Raw genomic sequence first — 18,108 nt, 5'->3', positions numbered from 1 at the left:
CGTTCCTGTCCGTTCAAAGGCCGAGCATCGTGAGGGCTGTCGCATAGCCCTCGGCAGGCCGGGTGACATCGAAATGGACGCAAGGAAGTTTTACCGCTTCCGCACCCTCGATATTCTTCTTCTGGTCGTCGACGAAGACACAGGCCTCGCGCGGCAGGTCGAGCTCCGACAGAGCAAGCTCATACGCGCGGGGATCGGGCTTCAATATCTTGGTGTAGGTGGCGTCCACGATGATCTCGAAGAGATCGATCAACGGGAAGCGCTTGCGGAACTCGACGCCGTAAAACAGGTCGAGCTCGTTGGAGAGAATGGCGAGCCGGATGCCGGCCTCCTTCGCCTTGAGGATGGCATCGCGTGCTTCCGGCCGCAGCGCGAGTTCGGCATCGGCCCCGCGGGCGCGCTGCACGAAGGTTTTCATATCGACCCATTCCTCGCCGACGAGACGACCGACCTCCCGGGTGCGCGTCATCCAATAATCGCGCTCAGTGATCTCGCGCTTCTGCATGGACACCCAGACCGGATCGGTTGCCGGATCGAACGGCCCGCGCCATGTCAGGCTGCCAGGGGTAAGACCTAGCGCGCGTTCGGTCACGTCATGTGTCTCGAACAGCGTGCGCGTGACGACGCCGCCGAAATCGAGGATCAGCGCGCGTCCGGTCATGGCCGGCCCCCGGGCACGATGCCGCGTGCGATCCATTCGTCGAAGATGGCGAGCGCCTTTTCGGAAAATTCCAGCTCGTTGATGTGGCTGTCCACCTCGTGCAGGCTGACGCTCCCGGGAACCGCGCGCCGCATCTCGTCGATGAAGGCGTCGAGCGCTTCGGGCTCGTACAGCGGCTCGTTCTCCTGGTCCCATTCCTGGATGCCCTTGAGCGGCAGGATGAAGGCGACTTCGGCACTCGTCCCGGCCAGCTTGCCCCCAATGACGCGGGCGATCTCGCGCCGCCCTTCCGGTGCGGTGGTGACCGAGCCGATCAGGCGGTTGTGGGCGTGATAAGGCCGGTCGGCCAGGGCGGCGGGCAGTTCGCGCCAGGCCTGCAGGTCCACCATGTCGACCGCGCCGGGCGCCACGAGCTGAGGGATGCCGACGCGGCCCGCATTTTCCATGCGGTCCGGGCCGGAGGTGACCACCGTTCCATGGTGATGGTTGCTCACCTCCTGAATGCAGAAATCGAAGACCGCGGCAAAGCCCTTCTGCGCGGCGATCGCCTCGAAGGCGCGACCGCCCATGCCGGTCGCGTGGAAGACGGCAACGTCGTAGCCGCGGCGCTCCAGCTCGGGCTTGAGGTATTTCATGTATTTGAGGCAGCTCGACCCCAGCGAGGTCATGCCGATGAGCGGCCGCTCGCTGCTCGGCCTGATGCCGAAGCGGGCGGCGCCGACGACCGCGCCGCAGGCCTGCGACAGTACCGAACGGCAGATGCTGTTCAGTCCGTACAACCCACCGGCCCACAGAATCATCATCAGGTCCGGCGCGATGCGTTCCGGCGGCAGAAGATGCGAATAGGCGATGGTCGATACGACGAATTTTGGCACGCCGAGCGGCAGGACGGCGGCGACGTCGAGCGCAAGGTCGGTGCCGAGCGAGCCGCCAAGGACGATGACGCCATCCACCTGGCCGGCTTCATGGAGGTTGCGGACGAGGGTGGCAGCACCAGACGCCATCAGTTCCATGGCGCTGTTTTCGTCGCCGCTTGTCGCGATCGCCTCGATGGTCTTGCCGATGGCGGCGGCAACGTCGTGCCGCGAATATTCAGGCGTGTAGGGAGGATCGCCAAGAATGCTGACGTCTACCATGACCGGCACGCCACCGGCTTCCTGAATGACGGAAGCCATGAATTCGAGTTCCTCGCTCTTTGTGTCTCCCGTTCCCAGGACAAGTATGTTGGGTAGACGGTTCATCGCATTCATCAGCCGGCCCTCCTCGCCAGCGGCTGAGCAGCAAGCTGCTCAAGTCCAAAGAATTTTTCCGAAATGCGTTTTGCGGTGGCCGCAGTGGTCGATCCGAGCCGGTGGATCGTTGCCTCGTCGGCGCGGACCAAGGGTGCGGCGACCGCGATGGTGCCGATGGGCAGGCTGTTGGGCGCCTTTATCGGTGCTGCCGTGCTGATCACGCCACTTTCCAGGCCCTGCAGGCAGATCGAATAGCCGCGCCTCGCCGTTTCGGCCAACAGGCTGCGCAGGTCGTTTGCAGAGGTGACTGTGTTTTCGGTGAAGGCTTCGAGCGGCGCGGACAGCAGGTCCTCCAGCTGCCTGGCCGGACAGAAGGCGAGGAAGGCGAGGCCCGAAGCCGTCGCATGAAAGGGCAGAACGCTGCCGACTTCGACGATGACTCGGTTTGCGCGCGGCGAGTCCTCCACCAGGATCGTCGAAAGCCTGCCGGCGGCATATTCCGACAGATGCACGGTTTCGCCCGAGGCCTCGGCCAGTTCACGGACGAATGGGGCTGCGGTGCTGAGATAGGGAAAACGGGCCTCCCGGATGCGCGCAAGCCGCACCGGCGCCCCGCCGATCCGATAGCGCCGGGTTTCGGGGTCCTGCTCGACGAAGCCGTGCTTCTCCAGTTCGACGAGAAAGCGGCGCGCTGTGGCCTTGTCGAGCCCGCAGTGCCTTGCGATCTCGGTGAGCCCGACTTCCTTTTCCAGGCGCGATACCGCGTCCAGCAAAGTCAGCGCCTTTCCGATGGTGCTCATCAATTCCTCCGCTGCTGAGCGCCGCCTGAAGTCTCCCGATGCCCGTCCCCTTGTGGTGATCGCTGAGTGGCCGATTCTATCAGACTGGGATACTTAACATGCGAAATAACTTGACAGGTCGATGCGTCCTTTGCAAGTCTATATTTGAAGCGACGGTTCAAATAATGAACCGATGAGGACTGAGCGCAAGAGGAAATTCGCTGTCTCAATTCGCTTCGACGGAGGAGGCCTTTGGAGAACCGTCCAAGGGCAGATGGCAGAAGCTGCCAAAAAGGGGAGCGAAAACATGGACAGTCAATCTTCGCCCGCGACCGGGGCGAACCAACTGCGCAAGAATGCGCTTGGTGTCGGCGCGGTCACGTTTCTCGTGGTTTCGGCAGCCGCACCGCTGACGGCGGTCGCAGGCGGCGTGCCGCTTTCAATGATGCTCGGCAACGGTGCCGGCATTCCGGCAGGCTTCCTGCTGGTCACCACCGTGCTGCTACTATTTGCGGTCGGCTATGTCGCGATGGCGCGGCATATCCGCAACGCCGGCGCTTTCTATGCATACACCGCGCAGGGGCTTGGCGGCATGATGGGAGGCGCCGCCGCTCTCATCGCCATCCTTGCCTATAACTGCATGCAGATCGGCATCTTCGGCCTGTTCGGCGCGGCCACGTCGGGCTTCTTCGCCAGTCTCGGGCTGGAATTGCCCTGGTGGGTCTGGACCTATATCGGCATCGCGCTGGTGGCGGTGCTCGGCTATCGCCGCGTCGATCTTTCAGCCAAGATCCTGACCGTTCTCGTCCTCCTCGAATATGCGGTCGTGATGGTCATCAACGTCGCGATCCTCGGCAAGGGCGGTGACAGCGGTCTTGGCTTCTCGTCCTTCACGCCCACCGCCTTCTTCAGCGGCTCGCCATCCATCGGCATTCTCTTCTGCTTTGCCGCCTTCATCGGCTTCGAGGCGACCACGATCTATAGCGAGGAAGCCCGCGAACCAAACAAGACCGTGCCGCGTGCGACCTACATTTCCGTGCTGATCATCGGCCTGTTCTACATGTTCACCTCATGGCTGATGGTGAACGGCGCGGGCGCCGACAAGCTGGTGCCGGAACTGCAGGGGCTTGCCGATCCGACCACCTTCCTCTTCGGCCTGGCCGAGCGCTATGTCGGCTCCTGGCTGCCTCCGATCATGAACCTCTTGTTCGTCACCAGCCTGTTCGCCAGCGTGCTTGCCTTCCACAACGGCGTTGCCCGCTACATGTATGTTGCAGGCCGCGAAAAGCTGCTGCCGGAATCGATCGGCGTTACCCATCGGGTCTACCAGAGCCCGCATGTCGCTTCGGTCATCCAGACGATCATCGCGGTTCTCGTCATCGGGCTTTTCGCCTTCACTGGTCAGGACCCGGTTCTGGCTCTCTTCTCGTGGCTGACGAATGTCGGCACGCTCGCCATCATGGTTTTGATGGCGCTGACGGCCTTTGCCATCGTGGTCTTCTTCGGCCGCAATCCCGGTCTTGAGCCGAGCGCACTGGTGACCAGGATCATCCCGGCGATCACCGGCCTGATCCTTCTGGCGCTGGTGATCTTCATCGCCTCCAACTTCGGCGACCTAGCGGGTGCCGGGGGCTTCCTTGCCGTCTTCCTGCCGGGACTGGTGCTGATCGCCGGCGTCATCGGCCTTGTTCTCGCAGCATCGCTCAAATCCCGAAACAGCGTTTCCTTCGCCCGCCTCGGCGCCGGCGTGGAAGCCTGATAATCATGAACCGGCGGGGGAGTTCCCCCGCCGGTTCAACCATTCTCGATACGAATTTGCCGACAGGAACCCGTCATGCAGGAAAAGATCGACCAGTTGCGTCTGAACAGCGTTCCGGCGCAAAAGCTGTTTGTGGCGGGCAATTGGCGCGAAGCCCTGTCGGGCGCAGCTCTAAATGTGATCTCGCCCATCGACGGAAGCCGGCTCACGACCATTGCCGACGCTGACAACCATGATGTGGATGCGGCAGTCAACGCTGCCCGCGCCGCCTTCGAAAAGGGCGTCTGGTCGAAGGCCGCCCCGGCCGAGCGCAAGAAGGTGCTGGGCCGGATCGCCGACCTGATCGAGAAGCACGCGCTTGAACTGGCGGTGCTGGGCGTGCGCGACAACGGCACCGAAATCTCCATGGCGCTTAAGGCGGAGCCGGCCAGTGCCGCAGGCACGTTTCGCTATTATGCCGAGGCGCTCGACAAGGTTTATGGCGAGGTCGCGCCAACGGCCGGCAATATTCTCGGCCTCATCCACCGCGAGCCCGTTGGCGTGGTCGCGGCCATCGTGCCGTGGAATTTCCCGATGATGATCGGCGCCTGGAAGGTGGCGCCGGCGCTCGCGGCTGGCAATTCGGTCGTGCTGAAGCCTGCTGAAGGGGCGTCGCTGACCCTGCTGCGACTGGCCGAGATCTGCGCCGAGGCTGGTTTGCCGGAAGGCGTTCTCAATGTCGTGACGGGCAGGGGCGCGGTGACCGGCGAAGCGATCGGCCTGCATCCAGACATCGACGTGCTCGCCTTCACCGGCTCGGGCAATGTCGGCCGGCGACTGCTCGAATATTCGGCGCGCTCCAATCTCAAGCGCGTCTATCTGGAATTGGGCGGCAAGTCGCCCAACATCGTCTTCGCCGACGCGCCCGACCTCGACCAGGCCGCGAAGGTTTCGGCTTTTGGCATTTTCCGCAATTCCGGCCAGGTGTGCGTTGCGGGCTCGCGCCTGCTCGTCGAGCGTTCGATCTGCGAGGCATTTTCGGAGAAGATCGCGGCCATTGCCGCCGAGATGAAGGTGGGCGATCCGTTGCTGCTCACGACGCAGGCAGGTGCGATTTCAAGCGACGTCCAACTGCGCAAGAACCTTGGCTTCGTGGAAAAGGCGCTTGGCGAGGGCGCACGCCTCAGAACCGGCGGCAGGCGCATCCTGGAGGAAACCGGCGGGTTCTACATGGAGCCAACCGTTTTCGACGTCTCGCCGGAAATGACGCTCGCTAGGGAAGAGGTTTTTGGGCCGATCCTGTCTATCATCCCCTTCGACGACGAAGCGGATACACTGCGCATCGCCAACGCCACCGAATATGGGCTGGCCTCGGCGGTGTGGACGTCGAACCTTTCCCGCGCGCATCGCATGGTGCGCGGCATCCGCGCGGGCGTGGTGCATGTGAACACCTATGGCGGCGCGGACAACACCGTGCCGCTGGGCGGCGTAAAACAGTCCGGCAACGGCTACGACAAGTCGCTGCACGCGCTGGACAAATACACCGACCTAAAGACGGCCTGGATCCAGCTGTAGGCCGATCCGCTTTCAGCCGCCGAAGCTGCCGAGCTGCGTCGGCACGTGAACGTAGTTGCGATCGAAATAGAGTAGCGCGTTGCCGTCCGGGCGTGACCGAATGTCGACCACGCGGCCGATGAACACATGGTGCGTGCCAACGAGCCTTGCGTCGGCCAGTTCGCAGTCCAGCGCGACGATGGCGTCTGCCAGCGCATGGCTGCCGGATTTCATTTCGACCCAATCTGCGGCGGCATAGCGTTCGGCCATGTCCGCCGTGGCCCCCGCAAAATGCGCCGCCAGATCCTTGTGGTCGTGGCTCAGCACATTCACGCAAAAACGCCGGTTTTCGATGAAGAGCGGGCACTGCGCCGAGCGGCTGTTCATGCAGACGAGCACGCTCGGCGGATCGTCGGTGACCGAGCACATGGCGGTGGCGGTGAACCCGCCGCGCCCGGCGGGTCCGTTGGTGGTGACGACATTGACCGGCGCGCAGACCCGCGCCATCGCATTTCGGAATTCGGTCCGGGAAACGGCTTCGCCCATGGCGTTCACCCGTCAGGACTGGGTAAGGGGCGGCAGCCAGGTGCCGTTCGTCCAGCCGTTCTGGTCGTAATCGGCCATGCAGGTGTCGACCAGCGCCTCCATTTCCTTGAGCCGCCCGCCACGCTCGGCGCCCTTCAGCACCTGCAGCCGCACCTCTTCCGGTGCGCCGGCATAGTTGAGCTCGTAGAGGGCATGGCGGCCGCCGAATTCGGTGCCCGTCGCATCCCACAGGAGCTTCATGATCTTGATGCGCTCGATATGGCCCATGTCGTTGGAGCCGCGCACATATTGTGCCAGGTAGCGGTCGATCTCGTCATTGCCGAAATCCTTCGCGGACGACGGCAGGTAGATGAGGCCGGAGGCGATGACCTTGCGGATCGTCTCGATCACGCGAGGATAGGCTTCGGACATGAAGGTCCGGTAGGAGAGCGCGGCTTCCAAATTGGGAAGCACCGCCCCGTCCGTCCAGGGGATGGGGTTGTAGGCCATGGCGTTGGAAAAACTCCAGAACATGTGCCTGAGAGCGATGACTTCGCCGAGTGCCGCCTGATTGCCGCGGAACGCATCGCCGCCCGTTGCCCGCAGCGCCTTGGCAAGCAGGCCGGCGAGGAAGTCGAGCTTGACCGCAAAGCGCGTGCAGCCCTGGAAGCAGTAGCCGTGCATGAAGCCCGACGCCGGATGGAAGGACAGGATCTTGGCGGCGTCGCGCAGGACGAGAACGTCCTCCCAGGGGACGAAGACATTGTCGAGCACAAGGATCGCGTCGTTCTCGTCGAAGCGCGAGGAGAGGGGATAGTCGAAGGGATGGCCGACCGTGTTGGCCGTCTGTTCGTAGGAGACGCGGCAGAACATCTTTATCCCGGGCGCGTTCATGGGCACGATGAACATCACCGACAGCGACGGGTCCTCGGTCACGGTGGCCGAGCTCTGGGCCAGGAAATTGTAGTGGGTTAGTGCCGAGGAGGTCGCCACCACCTTGGCGCCGGACACGTAGATGCCGGCATCCGTTTCCTTGGTAATGTGGACGAACACGTCCTTCACGGCATCGGCCGGCTTGTGGCGGTCGATCGGCGGATTGACAATCGCGTGGTTCATGAACAGCGCGGCCTCCTGGGCGCGCTTGTGCCAGGTGAGCGCGTTGTCCTTGAAGGGGCCGTACCAGGCGGCGTTGGCGCCCAAAGTGTTCATCAGCGCGGCCTTGTAGTCGGCGGTGCGCCCCATCCAGCCATAGGACATGCGCGCCCACTCGGCGATCGCCCCTTGCTGGGCAGCGAGGTCGGCCGACGACCGTGCCACGCGGAAATATTTGTGCGTGTAGCCGCCCGAACCGGTATCGGTCGGGGATGTCAGGACGTCCTTCTTCGCCGGATCGTGAAGCGCATCGTAAAGGCGGGCAAGCGACCTGACCGAATTGCGCATCGCCGGATGGGCGGTGACGTCCGCGACCCTTTCGCCGTTGATATAGACCTCGCGCCCGTCGCGCAGGCTTTCCAGATATTCGGCGCCCGTGAACGGCCGCGCCGCGTCGGCGCGAAATTCTTCAGCTCTCATGTCACTCCTCCCGTGAGTTCTATCGAGACTAGGCATTGCGTCCGGCGGCCGCCATGGACAGAATGGCAAAATGGCTTGCACTTTTTCGGGGAGATAATGGGCGAGGCTATTCCCAGTTTCTTTGTCTATGGCGAGCCGGAACAACCGCTCGAACCCGGCTTTTTCCACGTGGAAACCGTTATGGCGCGAAAAAACCTGCATCAGGGACAGGTAAGTGCGCACAAGCATGACCTGATGGGCCAGATCACCTACTGGATGCGAGGCAGTGGCTCCTACTTCATCGAAGATAAAAGATTGGATTTTTCCGCGCCCGCCGTGGGCTTCGTGCCGAGCGGGATCGTGCATGGATTTTCCGTCGAGCCGACGGAAAGCGACGCCGTCGTCATCTCCATTGCGGACGGTGCCCTGCTGTCGGTACGGGAGCAGACGATCCTGCCGCTCGACGTCCCGGTGATGGTTTGGGGCATCGGCGAGGACAGGTTGTGGGACCGTCTGGCGCGGCTGATCGACATCGCCGCCGAGGAATATGTCGGCGCCGGAGCGGGAAGTCAGACGGTGATGGCATCCCTCACGTCGGCCATCCTGACGCAGATCGCCCGCCTGGCCGCGGACCAGCCCTCGGCGGCGCATCCGCCGCATCTCCTGCTCGCGACGCAGCTGCGCCGCAGGATCGATGCGCATTTCCGCGAGAACTGGAGCGTCGAGCGCTATACCGCAGCGCTCGCGACGACGCCGCATCTGCTGGCCAAGGCCTGCAAGGCCGCCTTCGGCATGCAGGTGAAGGAACTCGTCAACGAGCGCCGCCTGCTCGAGGCAAAGCGGCTGCTGCTCTTCACCGTCCGCCCGCTGGAAGACATCGGCTACGAGATCGGGTTCAGGGACCCGGCCTATTTCTCCCGCTTCTTCCGCCTTCGCACCGGCATGGCGCCGAGCGATTGGCGGCGCTCGAAGCTCTCGTCGTCAGCCGGCTAACCCTATGTGACAACCCGCTCCGTCGCGACCCATCTGCGTATCTCCGTCTGCCCCGCCTCATGAACTGGCCCGACAACCTGCCCCTGAGGCGCCGATTTCCGTTCACTTCGCGGCAACCCGAGCCGTGCGCGGGTCGTTCAGTCGGATGACGTCGGCCAGATCATTCACCGTACGGAGATAATGTTCCCGCAGGCGCGCGACCGCCTTGTCGATGTCGCGCTCGAGCGCTGCTTCCGCAAGCGCGCTGTGCTCGGCCTGTACGTCGCGCCCGGCCGGAAGTGCTGCAGCCAGCAGAATCGGAATGCGATAGCGTTCCGTCGCCACATAGAGGCGTTCGACGAATTCCAGCGTCCAGGGCGAGTTGCAGGCGGCCAGCAGCGCGTGGTGGAAGGCATGGTGCCGCGCCTCCAACTCCCAGATGTCCGCTTCGGGGCCTGTGCGGCCGGCCTGGAGGTTCAGGGCATGAAGGGCCGAGACGATTCCCGCTTCCCAGGCATCGTCGCCAAGCCGAACCGAGGCGCACAGCGCCTCGGTCTCGATCAGGATGCGCAGCGACGTCGCATCGTGCAGTTCCTCCAGCGAAAGCGGCGCCACCCGGAAGCCGCGCAGCGACTCGGCCATGACCAGCCGTTCCGCCTGAAGGCGATTCAAGGCTTCGCGGAGCGGAGAAAAACCCATGCCGTAGCGTTCGCTGAGGTCGGCAAGACGCAGCGGGCGCCCCGGCGCCAGTTCACCCCGGATGATGTCGTGACGCAGCGCGTCATAGGCCTTTTCGGCAAGAGTCATGCGGCTTTCCTCTGCGCTTGGAACTATCCCATAGTCCAGCTTGTCGGCAAATCCAAAAATTTCGAAAATTACCGCTGCTATCGAAAATAATTGCCCATTTTCTCCGCGATGGGAACAGGCGCAGGTGGTGGTCATCGGGCGGGTGCTGACCGTGCATGTCGCCGACGACTATGTACTGAACCCCGAACGCGCCCATATCGACACGCCCAAGCTCGATCTCTTCGCCCGGTCCTATGGCAGCGACTATGTCCGCAGCCGCACCACCTTCAGCCTGGCACGGCCGACCTGGCGGGAGTGGTCGGCCCGCGAGGAGCAAGAATTATCGAACGATCGATAATCTTCGAAAATCCCGTTGACAAAGGAGGCGAGTGAAACTTTACTCACGAGTAAAGAAATTCGCGTCGCCATGATGCTTCAAGGGGGGAGTTGCGATGCTGCAAGAGCGCATCGAAGGGCGGTGGCTTGATTGCTTCCGCCGAGTCTTCAGGTTGAACGGCATCGGCCAGGGCACCAAGGTCGCCATCCTATCTGAAACGCAATCGCGGCCGGTGCTGGTGCATCTGTCAGATCTCGCGCTGCACGACCTCGGCGCCGAGTACTGCATGATCCAGATGCCCACGCCGCGCCAGACTGCCCCGGTGCCGGTGAAGTCGACCGGCACGTCCTGGGCAATCCAGCACAACCGCGCAGTCATCGAGGCGCTGAAGCGCGTCGAGGTGATCGTGGACTGCACGGTGGAGGGGCTGATCCACGCCCCCGAATGGCCGGAGATCGAAGAGGCAGGCAACACGCGTCTCCTGGTGGTCTGCAACGAACATCCGGAAATCCTCGAGCGCACTGAGCCGACGGCCGAGCTTGGCCCAAAGGTGGCGCTGGGCACCCAGATGCTGCGCGAGGCGAGCGAAATGCGCGTCACCTCGGCTGCCGGCACCGATCTCATCATCAATCTGCGCGGCGCGCCCTGCGGCGGCACGCCCGGCTTTGGCACCCAGCCCGGCGCGGTGGCGCACTGGCCGGGCGGGCTGTGCCTGGCTTTCCCCGGCCAGAACTCCGTCAACGGCCGCATCGTCATGGACGTCGGCGACATGAACCTGACGTTCAAGACCACGCTCACCAGCCGCATCGACTTCGCGATCGAGAACGACTTCGTCACCGCCATCAAGGGCGACGGCATCGATGCCATCCATTTTCGCGAATACATGGAGGCTTGGGAGGACCGCAACGCCTTTGGCATGAGCCATGTCGGCTGGGGCATGAACCCGCGCGCCCGGTGGGTGTCGGCCGCAATGTACGACAAGCGCGACATGCAGGCAGTCGAGTTCCGCGCGCTGGCCGGTTCGTTCCTGTGGTCCACGGGGGCCAACCAGTATGCCGGGCGCTACACGCTCGGCCATTTCGACCTGCCGATGCGCAACTGCACCATCGCACTGGACAACAAGATCGTCGTCAAGAACGGCGTCCTGCAAGGGGAGCTGGCGCTCTGACGCCTTCGGAGAAACAAGCATGAGCGAAATTGCCGATTATTATGACCTGTCGCGCATCCGGCCGGAGGTCCAGAACGTCCTCAACCGAGTGAATGAACTGGGTCGCGAGCGCTTTGCCGGCCGCGCCAAGGCCGTCGACGACGACGCCTCCTTCCCGGTCGAGAACTACAGGGATCTCGCGGACGAAGGCTTTTTGGGACTCTGCATCCCCGAGGAGTTTGGCGGCAGGGGCTTTTCGATGTCCGAATACGCTATGGTCGGCGCCGAGATTGGCAAATATTGCGGCGCCACCGCGCTGACCTTCAACATGCACAACTCGTCCATGGCCTGGTCGCGCTTCATGTTCGACATGCCGAACCTGACGCCGGAGGAGAAGGCCACCTTCGCCCCGCTGCGCGAGCGCCAGTTCCGCCGCGCCGTTGCCAAGAAGGCGATCTACTCGCAGCCGATTTCCGAAGGCGGCCAGAACTGGACCTCCAAGCCCAACCAGACCCAGTGCCGCAAGGTGGACGGTGGCTGGAAGATCGACGGCTTCAAGAAGTTCGCCTCTCTGGCGGGCTATTGCGACTACTACACCATCGTCTGCACCGAGGTGTTCGAGGGCCAGGAGCCGCGCCATGAGGACACGATGCTCTTCGTCGTCCACAAGGACACGCCGGGCCTCAGCGTGAAGGGCGAGTGGGACCCGCTCGGCATGCGCGGCACCAACAGCCGCGACCTGATCCTGAAGGATGTCTTCGTCACCGCTGACGATCTTCTGATGCCGCGCGGCATCTTCAATAAGACGCTGCCCAACTGGCCGCACATGATGATCACGCTGTCGCCCACATATATGGGCGTGGCGCAGGGCGCCTATGACTTCATGGTGGACTACCTGAAGGGCAAGATCCCCGGCCAGCCGCCGATCGACCGGCGCATGTACGCCACCAAGCGCATCGCGGTCGGCAAGATGTATGCGCGCCTCGCCAACATGCGCGCGCTCTGGTGGCAGGCTTTTGGTGAAGCCAAGGGCTTTCCCACCAAGGCCGAAGTCCTGCGCATGTATGCGGCGCAGTACAATGTCATGGAAGGTGCTGCCGAAATGACCTCGATGGCGATCCGCACCTGCGGCGGACAGTCGATGCTGCGCTCGCTGCCGCTGGAGCGCATGTATCGCGACAGCCGCTGCGGCGCGCTGATGCTGCCCTTCACTTCCGAGATCATGGAGGACTATCTCGGCGTGCTCGCCCTCTACGAGATGGACGAGCTCGACCACGCCCCCGGCGACGAGGGCGGCGCCCGCAACTCGCTCTGGCGGGGCGACACGGGCAGTGGCGCTCGCGCGGTCCGGTAGCTTCCATGCCGCGCGACCAAGTCCAGGTCATTGGCCATTGCCCGGCCTCTCCCGAGGCGGTCTGGGCAGTTGCCGGCGATTTTTGCGGGCACTGGCATCCGGGGATCGCCGCGATCCGCGAGGAACGCGATGCGCGCGGATCGCTGATCCGCGCCTTCACCGTCCACGGCGAAGACACGCTTTACCGCGAGCAGCTCACCTGGTTCAGCGACAGCGACCGGTCGCTTGGCTACACCCATCTCGAAGGCATTGCCGGCGTCGAGCGCTATGACGCCCGCATGATCGTCTCCGCGGCCGAGGGCGGCGGCAGCGGCATCGAATGGACCGCCACCGTGGAGGCGCCGGATGCGGCGCGAGCGGCAGTAGTCTGCGCGGGCACCAGGCCTATCTTCGAGGCCGGCATCGCGGCGCTTTCGGAGCTTGCGCCACGTGGCGCTGCGACCGTCCAAGAAGGGCCGCCCGAGCCTGTGGCCACAGAGGATTTCAGCTTCGGCGAACTGCCACGGTTGTCCCTGACCGTAACACCAGCGAAAGATGGGCCGCTTTGCCTGTTCCTGCACGGCATCGGCGGAGCGCGCTGGAACTGGCGGCCGCAACTGGCCGCCGCCGGCAACGTGATGCGCGCAGCCGCGCTCGATCTGCGAGGATACGGCGGCAGCACACTAGGCGCGAACCAATCCACAATTGACGATTACTGCGCCGATATCCTGCGTATCCGCGAGCAGCTTGGTGCCGACAAGCTGGTTCTGGTGGGCCTGTCCTACGGGTCCTGGATCGCCGCCTCCTTTGCCATGCGCCACCCCGAACTACTGGCGGGGCTCGTCCTGTCTGGTGGCTGCACCGGCATGTCGGAGGCTGGGCCTGTGGAGCGCGAAGCCTTCCGCGTCAGTCGCGAAGTGCCGCTCGATGCCGGTCAGACACCGGCGGATTTCGCGCCGGCGGTGGTGAAGGTGCTGGCGGGACCGAATGCCTCGGACGAGGTGAAGGCGCAGCTCTTCGACTCCATGGCCGCGATCCCGGCCCAGACCTATCGCGATGCGCTGGTCTGCTTCACCAACCCGCCCGAGCGGTTCGACTTTTCCCGCCTGACCATGCCGGTGCTGATGATGACGGGCGAGCACGACCGGCTGGCATCGCCGGTCGAGATCCGGGGCGTCGCGGGCCGTATATTGGCTCAGGCCCCGATGGCAGACGTTCGCTACGAAACCATCGCGGATGCCGGCCACGTCTGCAATGTCGAGCAGCCCGAAGCCTATAGCCGTATCTTGTTGGATTTCCTGAGAAAGCTGCCGAAATGACCGCTCTTCCGCGCCGCCAGCAGAACCGAATTGAACGCGAGCGGCGTATTCTGGAGGCTGCGCTGAAGGTCTTTTCCGAGACCGGCTATTCCGGCGCGACGATGGATGCCGTCGCCATCGAGGCGGGCCTGTCGAAGCCGACGCTCTACCAGTATTTTGCGTCCAAGGAGGCGCTCTTCTCGGCCATGATGCTAGGCGAGCGCGACCAGATGCTGGAGTTCTTCCAGCACCCCTCCGGCAAGGGCATTGTGGCCGACCTACACGGCTTTGCCTGGGACTATGCCGACACGGTGATGCGCCCCGACCTCCTTTCGCTTGCGCGCCTGATCATCGGCGAAGTGCAGCGTTTCCCCGAGATCGGCCGCGCCTATCAGGAATCCGGTCCCGACCGCCTTCTGCGCGGGATCATGGATTATCTGGAGGGCCGCAGGGCCGCGGGACAGCTCGCCTTCGAGGACGCGGAACTGGCCGCCCAGGACCTTTGGGGCCTGATCCTTTCGGCACCGCGAACCCAGGCCCTCTACATGCCCGACCACCTCCCCAGCCGAGCGGAGGTGGCGCGATATCTGAACAACGGGCTCAGGGTATTCCTAAAAGCCTATTCGACCCGGCCAGAGGAGGATCTGGCCAAACTAGAGGCGCTGATAAGCGCCCACTCCCTTCAGCAGGTGGAACATGACGATTGACGACTACCTGGCCGATCCGGCCAGCCGATTTGCCACGGTTGCGATGACCGACACCAACGGGCTTCTGCGCGGGCAGATGGTTTCCGTGGGCAGCCTGAAAGGGATCGCGAAAAGCGGCATGGGCATGTCGCCGGTGACCCTGGCGCTGGACCCGACCGACGTGGTGCAGACGATCCCGGGCGTCTCCGACGGCAGCTCCGACTTCCACGACGACCCGCTGGTCGTCGACCCGGCCACCATTCGTCGCCTGCCGTGGTCGAAGCCCGGGCACGACCTTCTGGTGCTCTCCAACTATTCCGGCGATACGGCTGAACTCTGCCCGCGGTCCATCCTCAAGCGCGTGCTCGACCGCGTGGCGAAGGCCGGATACCTGCCGCGCTACGGCATGGAGCTCGAGTACACGCTGTTCGACGAGACGCCGGAAAGCGCGCGCGCCAAGGGCTATCGCAACCTCAAGACCGCGACGCAGCACAACAGCCACGACCTGGTACTCTATCAGGTCGAGCAGACGGAATGGTACGAGGCAGTTGCCGCAATGTGCGAGCCGCTGCGCATCGACCTCGCCAAGATGCATGAGGAGATCGGCGGCGGCTTCCTCGAAGCCTGTATCGTAGCCGGGGAGGGACTGGAGCCCGCCGACCAACTGGTGCTCCTGAAGAATTTTCTGCGCGCTCTAGCGCAGAGGCAGGGCAAGTGCGTCACCTTCATGCCGCGCTGGACCGAGGCGGCAGACAGCCAGTCGATCCATGTCCATGTCTCGTTGAAGGACCGCGAGGGCAGGTCAGTCTTCTACGACTCCTCGCAGAAGAACGGCGTGTCGCAGACCTTCCGCCACTTCATTGGCGGCCTGCAGACCTATATCGGCGACCTTACGCTCCTCTTCCAACCGACGGTCAATTCCTACCGCCGCTTCGCGCCGGGAACATTCGCGCCTCCCGGCCTGACCTGGGGTTTTGAGAATCGCACGACCTGCTTCCGCATCGTCGGCCACGATGCCGGCTCGCTGCGCGTAGAAAACCGGCTGCCGGGCGCGGACACCAACCCCTACCTTACGGTCGCCGCCACGGTGGCGGCAGGCGTGGCCGGCATTCTGGAACAGATCGAACCCGAGCCAGAGACCATCGGCAACGGATACACGCAGGAGGCGCCTCGCGACTTCGCGCGCTCCATGCCCGAAGCGATCGACCGGCTGCGCCAATCGGATTTCGCGAAGGACTGGTTCGGGCCGCGCTTCGTCGAGGCCTTCACTTCCACCCGCGAAAGCCAGCACAACGAATTCCGCCGCAAGGTTCCCGACGTGGAACTGGAACGCTTCTTCGATCTGGGGTGAACCAAGATGGATGCAGACCTGCGCGCCCGTTTTCTGGAAGGCATGAGCCGAGCCGCTACCTTCGTCGCGGTCGCCACGACCGATGGCGAGGCTGGCCGCTACGGGGTGACCATCAGCTCGCTCACCTCGGTTTCGGCCGATGGTGACCAGCCCTCGCTTCTGGCCTGCATCCATCAGCTCAGCCCGGCAGCGCCGGCCATACTGAAGAACCGGGCGTTCTGCGCGAACCTTCTGCAGGAGGACCAGCAGGACGTATCGGACCTCTTTGCCGGCCGTATCGGGGCAGGCGAGCATGCAGCCCGTTTCGACCGGGCGGCCTGGGTGCCGAGCCCGCTGGGCCAGCCGATGATCGACGGAGCGACCGCGGCGTTCGAGTGCCGCGTGGCGACGTCGCTTCTGTGGGAGACCCATCACATCATCGTTGGACGCGTCACGTCCGTCCGGCTTTCGGAAAGCCCGGCGGCACTGCTCTATGGCCAGCGCACCTATCGGCGCGCCGTGCAACTGCCTCCGGGCAACTGAGGAGCTTTCAAATACATCACGGGCAGTCGGCGGCAAGACCGGCGCCAAGAATTCAAAGAGAGAGGAACGACAACTATGACAGACATAACGGGAGTAGGAGCGGGGGTTGGTACAAACCAGCTCCGCAAGAATTCGCTTGGCCTGATCGCCGTGACATTCATGGTGATCTCGGCCGCGGCGCCGCTGACGGGCGTGGCGGGCGCGATGCCACTGGCCTTCATGCTGGGTAATGGGGCCGGCATTCCGGCCACGTTCATTTTCGTGACCCTCGTCATGCTGGCTTTCGCGGTCGGCTATGTCGCGATGTCGCGGCACGTCACCAATGCGGGGGCCTTCTACGCCTATGCCGCCCGCGGCTTGGGCGGTCGTGCTGCCGGCGCGGTAGCGATCACGGCGCTGGTCGCCTACAACGCCATGCAGTTCGGCCTGATCGGCCTTTTCGGCGGCATTGCGTCCGGCGTCTTCGCTGATTTCGGCCTGGCGCTACCCTGGTGGGGATGGAGCCTGATGGCCATAGCGCTGGTCGGCTTCCTCGGCTACCGGCAGGTGGATCTGTCGGCCAAGGTGCTCGTCTTCGTGGTGGCACTGGAATATCTGGTCGTGCTGATCGTCGACTTCGCCATTCTCGGCAAGGGCGGTGCCAGCGGCCTGTCGTTCAATCTCTTCGACACGAACGCCATCTTCTCGGGCTCGCTGACGGCGGCAATTCTGTTCTGCCTGGGCTGCTTCATCGGCTTCGAGGCGACGACGATCTATGCTGAAGAGGCACGCGAGCCGGAAAAGACCATTCCCCGCGCCACCTTTCTCTCGGTGCTGATGATCGGCATCTTCTTCGTTTTCACGACCTGGCTGATGATCGTGGGCGTGGGCGCCGACAAGCTGGTGCCGACGATCCAGGGCCTGCCCGACCCGTCGAACTTCTTCTTCGACCTTGCCGGCGAGTATGTCGGTGGCCCGGTGCCGGCGATCGCGGGCATCCTACTGGTGTCCAGCCTGTTCGCTGCCCTTTCGGCCTTCCACAACTACATTGCGCGCTACAGCTATGTCGCCGGGCGCGAAGGGCTGCTGCCTGCCGCCTTCGGCCGCACGCATGACGCCCACCAGAGCCCGCATATCGGCTCCGTGGTTCAGACAATCGGCGCGCTTATCGTCCTCGCATTCTTTGCGGGTCTGGGGCTCGATCCGGTGCTGAACATGTTCACTTGGATAAGCCAGGTCGGCACGCTCGGCGTGCTCGGCATGATGACCGTCACTTCGGTTTCGGTGATCGTCTTCTTTCGTCGACACGGGGTGGCGGGTTCGCCGCTGTCGACGCTGATCCTGCCCCTAGTTTCGGGAGTGATCATGGCGGCACTGTTCGTCTATATATTCATGAACTTTGGCGACCTGACCGACACTACCGGCGGCGCACTCGGCATCATTCTGCCGTCGCTGATCCCAGCCGCGGCCGTGGTTGGTTATCTGCTGGCGCGGCGGCTGGAAAGGTCCGATCCCGCCCGGTTTGCCCGCATGGGCCACAACCACATCTGATCTGGTGCAACAGCCATGTTCGGCGCGGACCCCTGCGCCGGACATGCACTCGGAAGCATACTGTTATGTTGCCCTAGTTGGTTCATGTTCGCCAGTTCGCCAGTTC

Annotated in this window: 17 protein-coding genes; 11 read left to right on the top strand and 6 right to left on the bottom strand. The window is 63.7% G+C overall.

The genetic code is table 11. The features are described 5' to 3' along the window. Positions 1-13: 13 nt before the first annotated feature. The 3 genes from ABLE85_RS22170 to ABLE85_RS22160 are packed head-to-tail and all read right to left on the bottom strand — an operon-like array spanning position 14 to position 2,693. Complete coding sequence (locus tag ABLE85_RS22170; RefSeq protein WP_348794876.1) at positions 14-661, bottom strand: HAD-IA family hydrolase; 648 nt, start codon at positions 659-661, stop codon at positions 14-16. Next, positions 658-1,911 carry a Tm-1-like ATP-binding domain-containing protein gene (locus tag ABLE85_RS22165; protein ID WP_348794875.1) on the bottom strand — a complete coding sequence of 418 codons (1,254 nt, stop codon included), beginning with the start codon at positions 1,909-1,911 and terminating at the stop codon, positions 658-660. The genes ABLE85_RS22170 and ABLE85_RS22165 overlap by 4 nt, the downstream gene beginning before the upstream one ends. Then, on the bottom strand, positions 1,911-2,693 hold the full coding sequence (locus ABLE85_RS22160; protein WP_348794874.1) for an IclR family transcriptional regulator: 783 nt from the start codon (positions 2,691-2,693) through the stop codon (positions 1,911-1,913). The genes ABLE85_RS22165 and ABLE85_RS22160 overlap by 1 nt, the downstream gene beginning before the upstream one ends. A gap of 286 nt (positions 2,694-2,979) precedes the next feature. On the opposite strand from ABLE85_RS22160, the gene ABLE85_RS22155 reads away from it, so the two are divergent. Beyond that, on the top strand, positions 2,980-4,431 hold the full coding sequence (locus tag ABLE85_RS22155; RefSeq protein WP_348794873.1) for an APC family permease: 1,452 nt from the start codon (positions 2,980-2,982) through the stop codon (positions 4,429-4,431). Positions 4,432-4,506: 75 nt separating this feature from the next. Beyond that, on the top strand, positions 4,507-5,985 hold the full coding sequence (locus ABLE85_RS22150; RefSeq protein ID WP_348794872.1) for an aldehyde dehydrogenase: 1,479 nt from the start codon (positions 4,507-4,509) through the stop codon (positions 5,983-5,985). A gap of 12 nt (positions 5,986-5,997) precedes the next feature. Here the strand turns inward: ABLE85_RS22150 and ABLE85_RS22145 are convergent, their stop codons facing one another. Continuing rightward, on the bottom strand, positions 5,998-6,510 hold the full coding sequence (locus tag ABLE85_RS22145; RefSeq protein ID WP_348794871.1) for a flavin reductase: 513 nt from the start codon (positions 6,508-6,510) through the stop codon (positions 5,998-6,000). Positions 6,511-6,522: 12 nt separating this feature from the next. Then, on the bottom strand, positions 6,523-8,061 hold the full coding sequence (locus ABLE85_RS22140) for a 4-hydroxyphenylacetate 3-hydroxylase N-terminal domain-containing protein (protein WP_348794870.1): 1,539 nt from the start codon (positions 8,059-8,061) through the stop codon (positions 6,523-6,525). 180 nt (positions 8,062-8,241) lie between these two features. Between ABLE85_RS22140 and ABLE85_RS22135 the strand changes: the two genes are divergently transcribed. Further along, the gene (locus tag ABLE85_RS22135; RefSeq protein WP_348794869.1) at positions 8,242-9,033 is read left to right on the top strand and encodes a helix-turn-helix domain-containing protein; all 792 of its coding nucleotides are present in this window, start codon (positions 8,242-8,244) and stop codon (positions 9,031-9,033) included. A 102-nt stretch (positions 9,034-9,135) separates the two neighbouring features. On the opposite strand, the gene ABLE85_RS22130 is transcribed toward ABLE85_RS22135, so the two are convergent. Further along, a complete protein-coding gene (locus tag ABLE85_RS22130; protein WP_348794868.1) occupies positions 9,136-9,819 on the bottom strand; it encodes a GntR family transcriptional regulator in 684 nt (227 codons plus the stop codon). A 127-nt stretch (positions 9,820-9,946) separates the two neighbouring features. Between ABLE85_RS22130 and ABLE85_RS22125 the strand changes: the two genes are divergently transcribed. From ABLE85_RS22125 to ABLE85_RS22090, 8 genes are all read left to right on the top strand, one after another. Continuing rightward, a complete protein-coding gene (locus ABLE85_RS22125; protein ID WP_348794867.1) occupies positions 9,947-10,156 on the top strand; it encodes a hypothetical protein in 210 nt (69 codons plus the stop codon). 151 nt (positions 10,157-10,307) lie between these two features. After that, complete coding sequence (locus ABLE85_RS22120; protein WP_348794866.1) at positions 10,308-11,303, top strand: peptidase M29; 996 nt, start codon at positions 10,308-10,310, stop codon at positions 11,301-11,303. A gap of 19 nt (positions 11,304-11,322) precedes the next feature. After that, positions 11,323-12,636: an acyl-CoA dehydrogenase family protein gene (locus ABLE85_RS22115; protein WP_348794865.1), complete on the top strand. Its 1,314-nt coding sequence runs from the start codon at positions 11,323-11,325 to the stop codon at positions 12,634-12,636. A gap of 5 nt (positions 12,637-12,641) precedes the next feature. Further along, on the top strand, positions 12,642-13,934 hold the full coding sequence (locus tag ABLE85_RS22110; RefSeq protein ID WP_348794864.1) for an alpha/beta fold hydrolase: 1,293 nt from the start codon (positions 12,642-12,644) through the stop codon (positions 13,932-13,934). Next, entirely contained in the window at positions 13,931-14,620 is a 690-nt protein-coding gene (locus tag ABLE85_RS22105) for a TetR/AcrR family transcriptional regulator (RefSeq protein WP_348794863.1), read from the top strand. The genes ABLE85_RS22110 and ABLE85_RS22105 overlap by 4 nt, the downstream gene beginning before the upstream one ends. Continuing rightward, on the top strand, positions 14,610-15,950 hold the full coding sequence (locus ABLE85_RS22100; protein ID WP_348794862.1) for a glutamine synthetase family protein: 1,341 nt from the start codon (positions 14,610-14,612) through the stop codon (positions 15,948-15,950). The genes ABLE85_RS22105 and ABLE85_RS22100 overlap by 11 nt, the downstream gene beginning before the upstream one ends. 6 nt (positions 15,951-15,956) lie before the next feature. Further along, complete coding sequence (locus ABLE85_RS22095) at positions 15,957-16,472, top strand: flavin reductase family protein (RefSeq protein WP_348794861.1); 516 nt, start codon at positions 15,957-15,959, stop codon at positions 16,470-16,472. Between the two features lie 75 nt (positions 16,473-16,547). Then, positions 16,548-18,002 carry an APC family permease gene (locus ABLE85_RS22090; protein ID WP_348794860.1) on the top strand — a complete coding sequence of 485 codons (1,455 nt, stop codon included), beginning with the start codon at positions 16,548-16,550 and terminating at the stop codon, positions 18,000-18,002. Positions 18,003-18,108 lie beyond the last annotated feature (106 nt).

Origin of the sequence: Mesorhizobium sp. KR1-2 (assembly GCF_040045035.1) — a bacterium.
GTDB lineage: Bacteria > Pseudomonadota > Alphaproteobacteria > Rhizobiales > Rhizobiaceae > Pseudaminobacter.
Note: the sequence above shows the minus strand (reverse complement) of the source record. Positions and strands in the feature narration are given on the sequence as shown.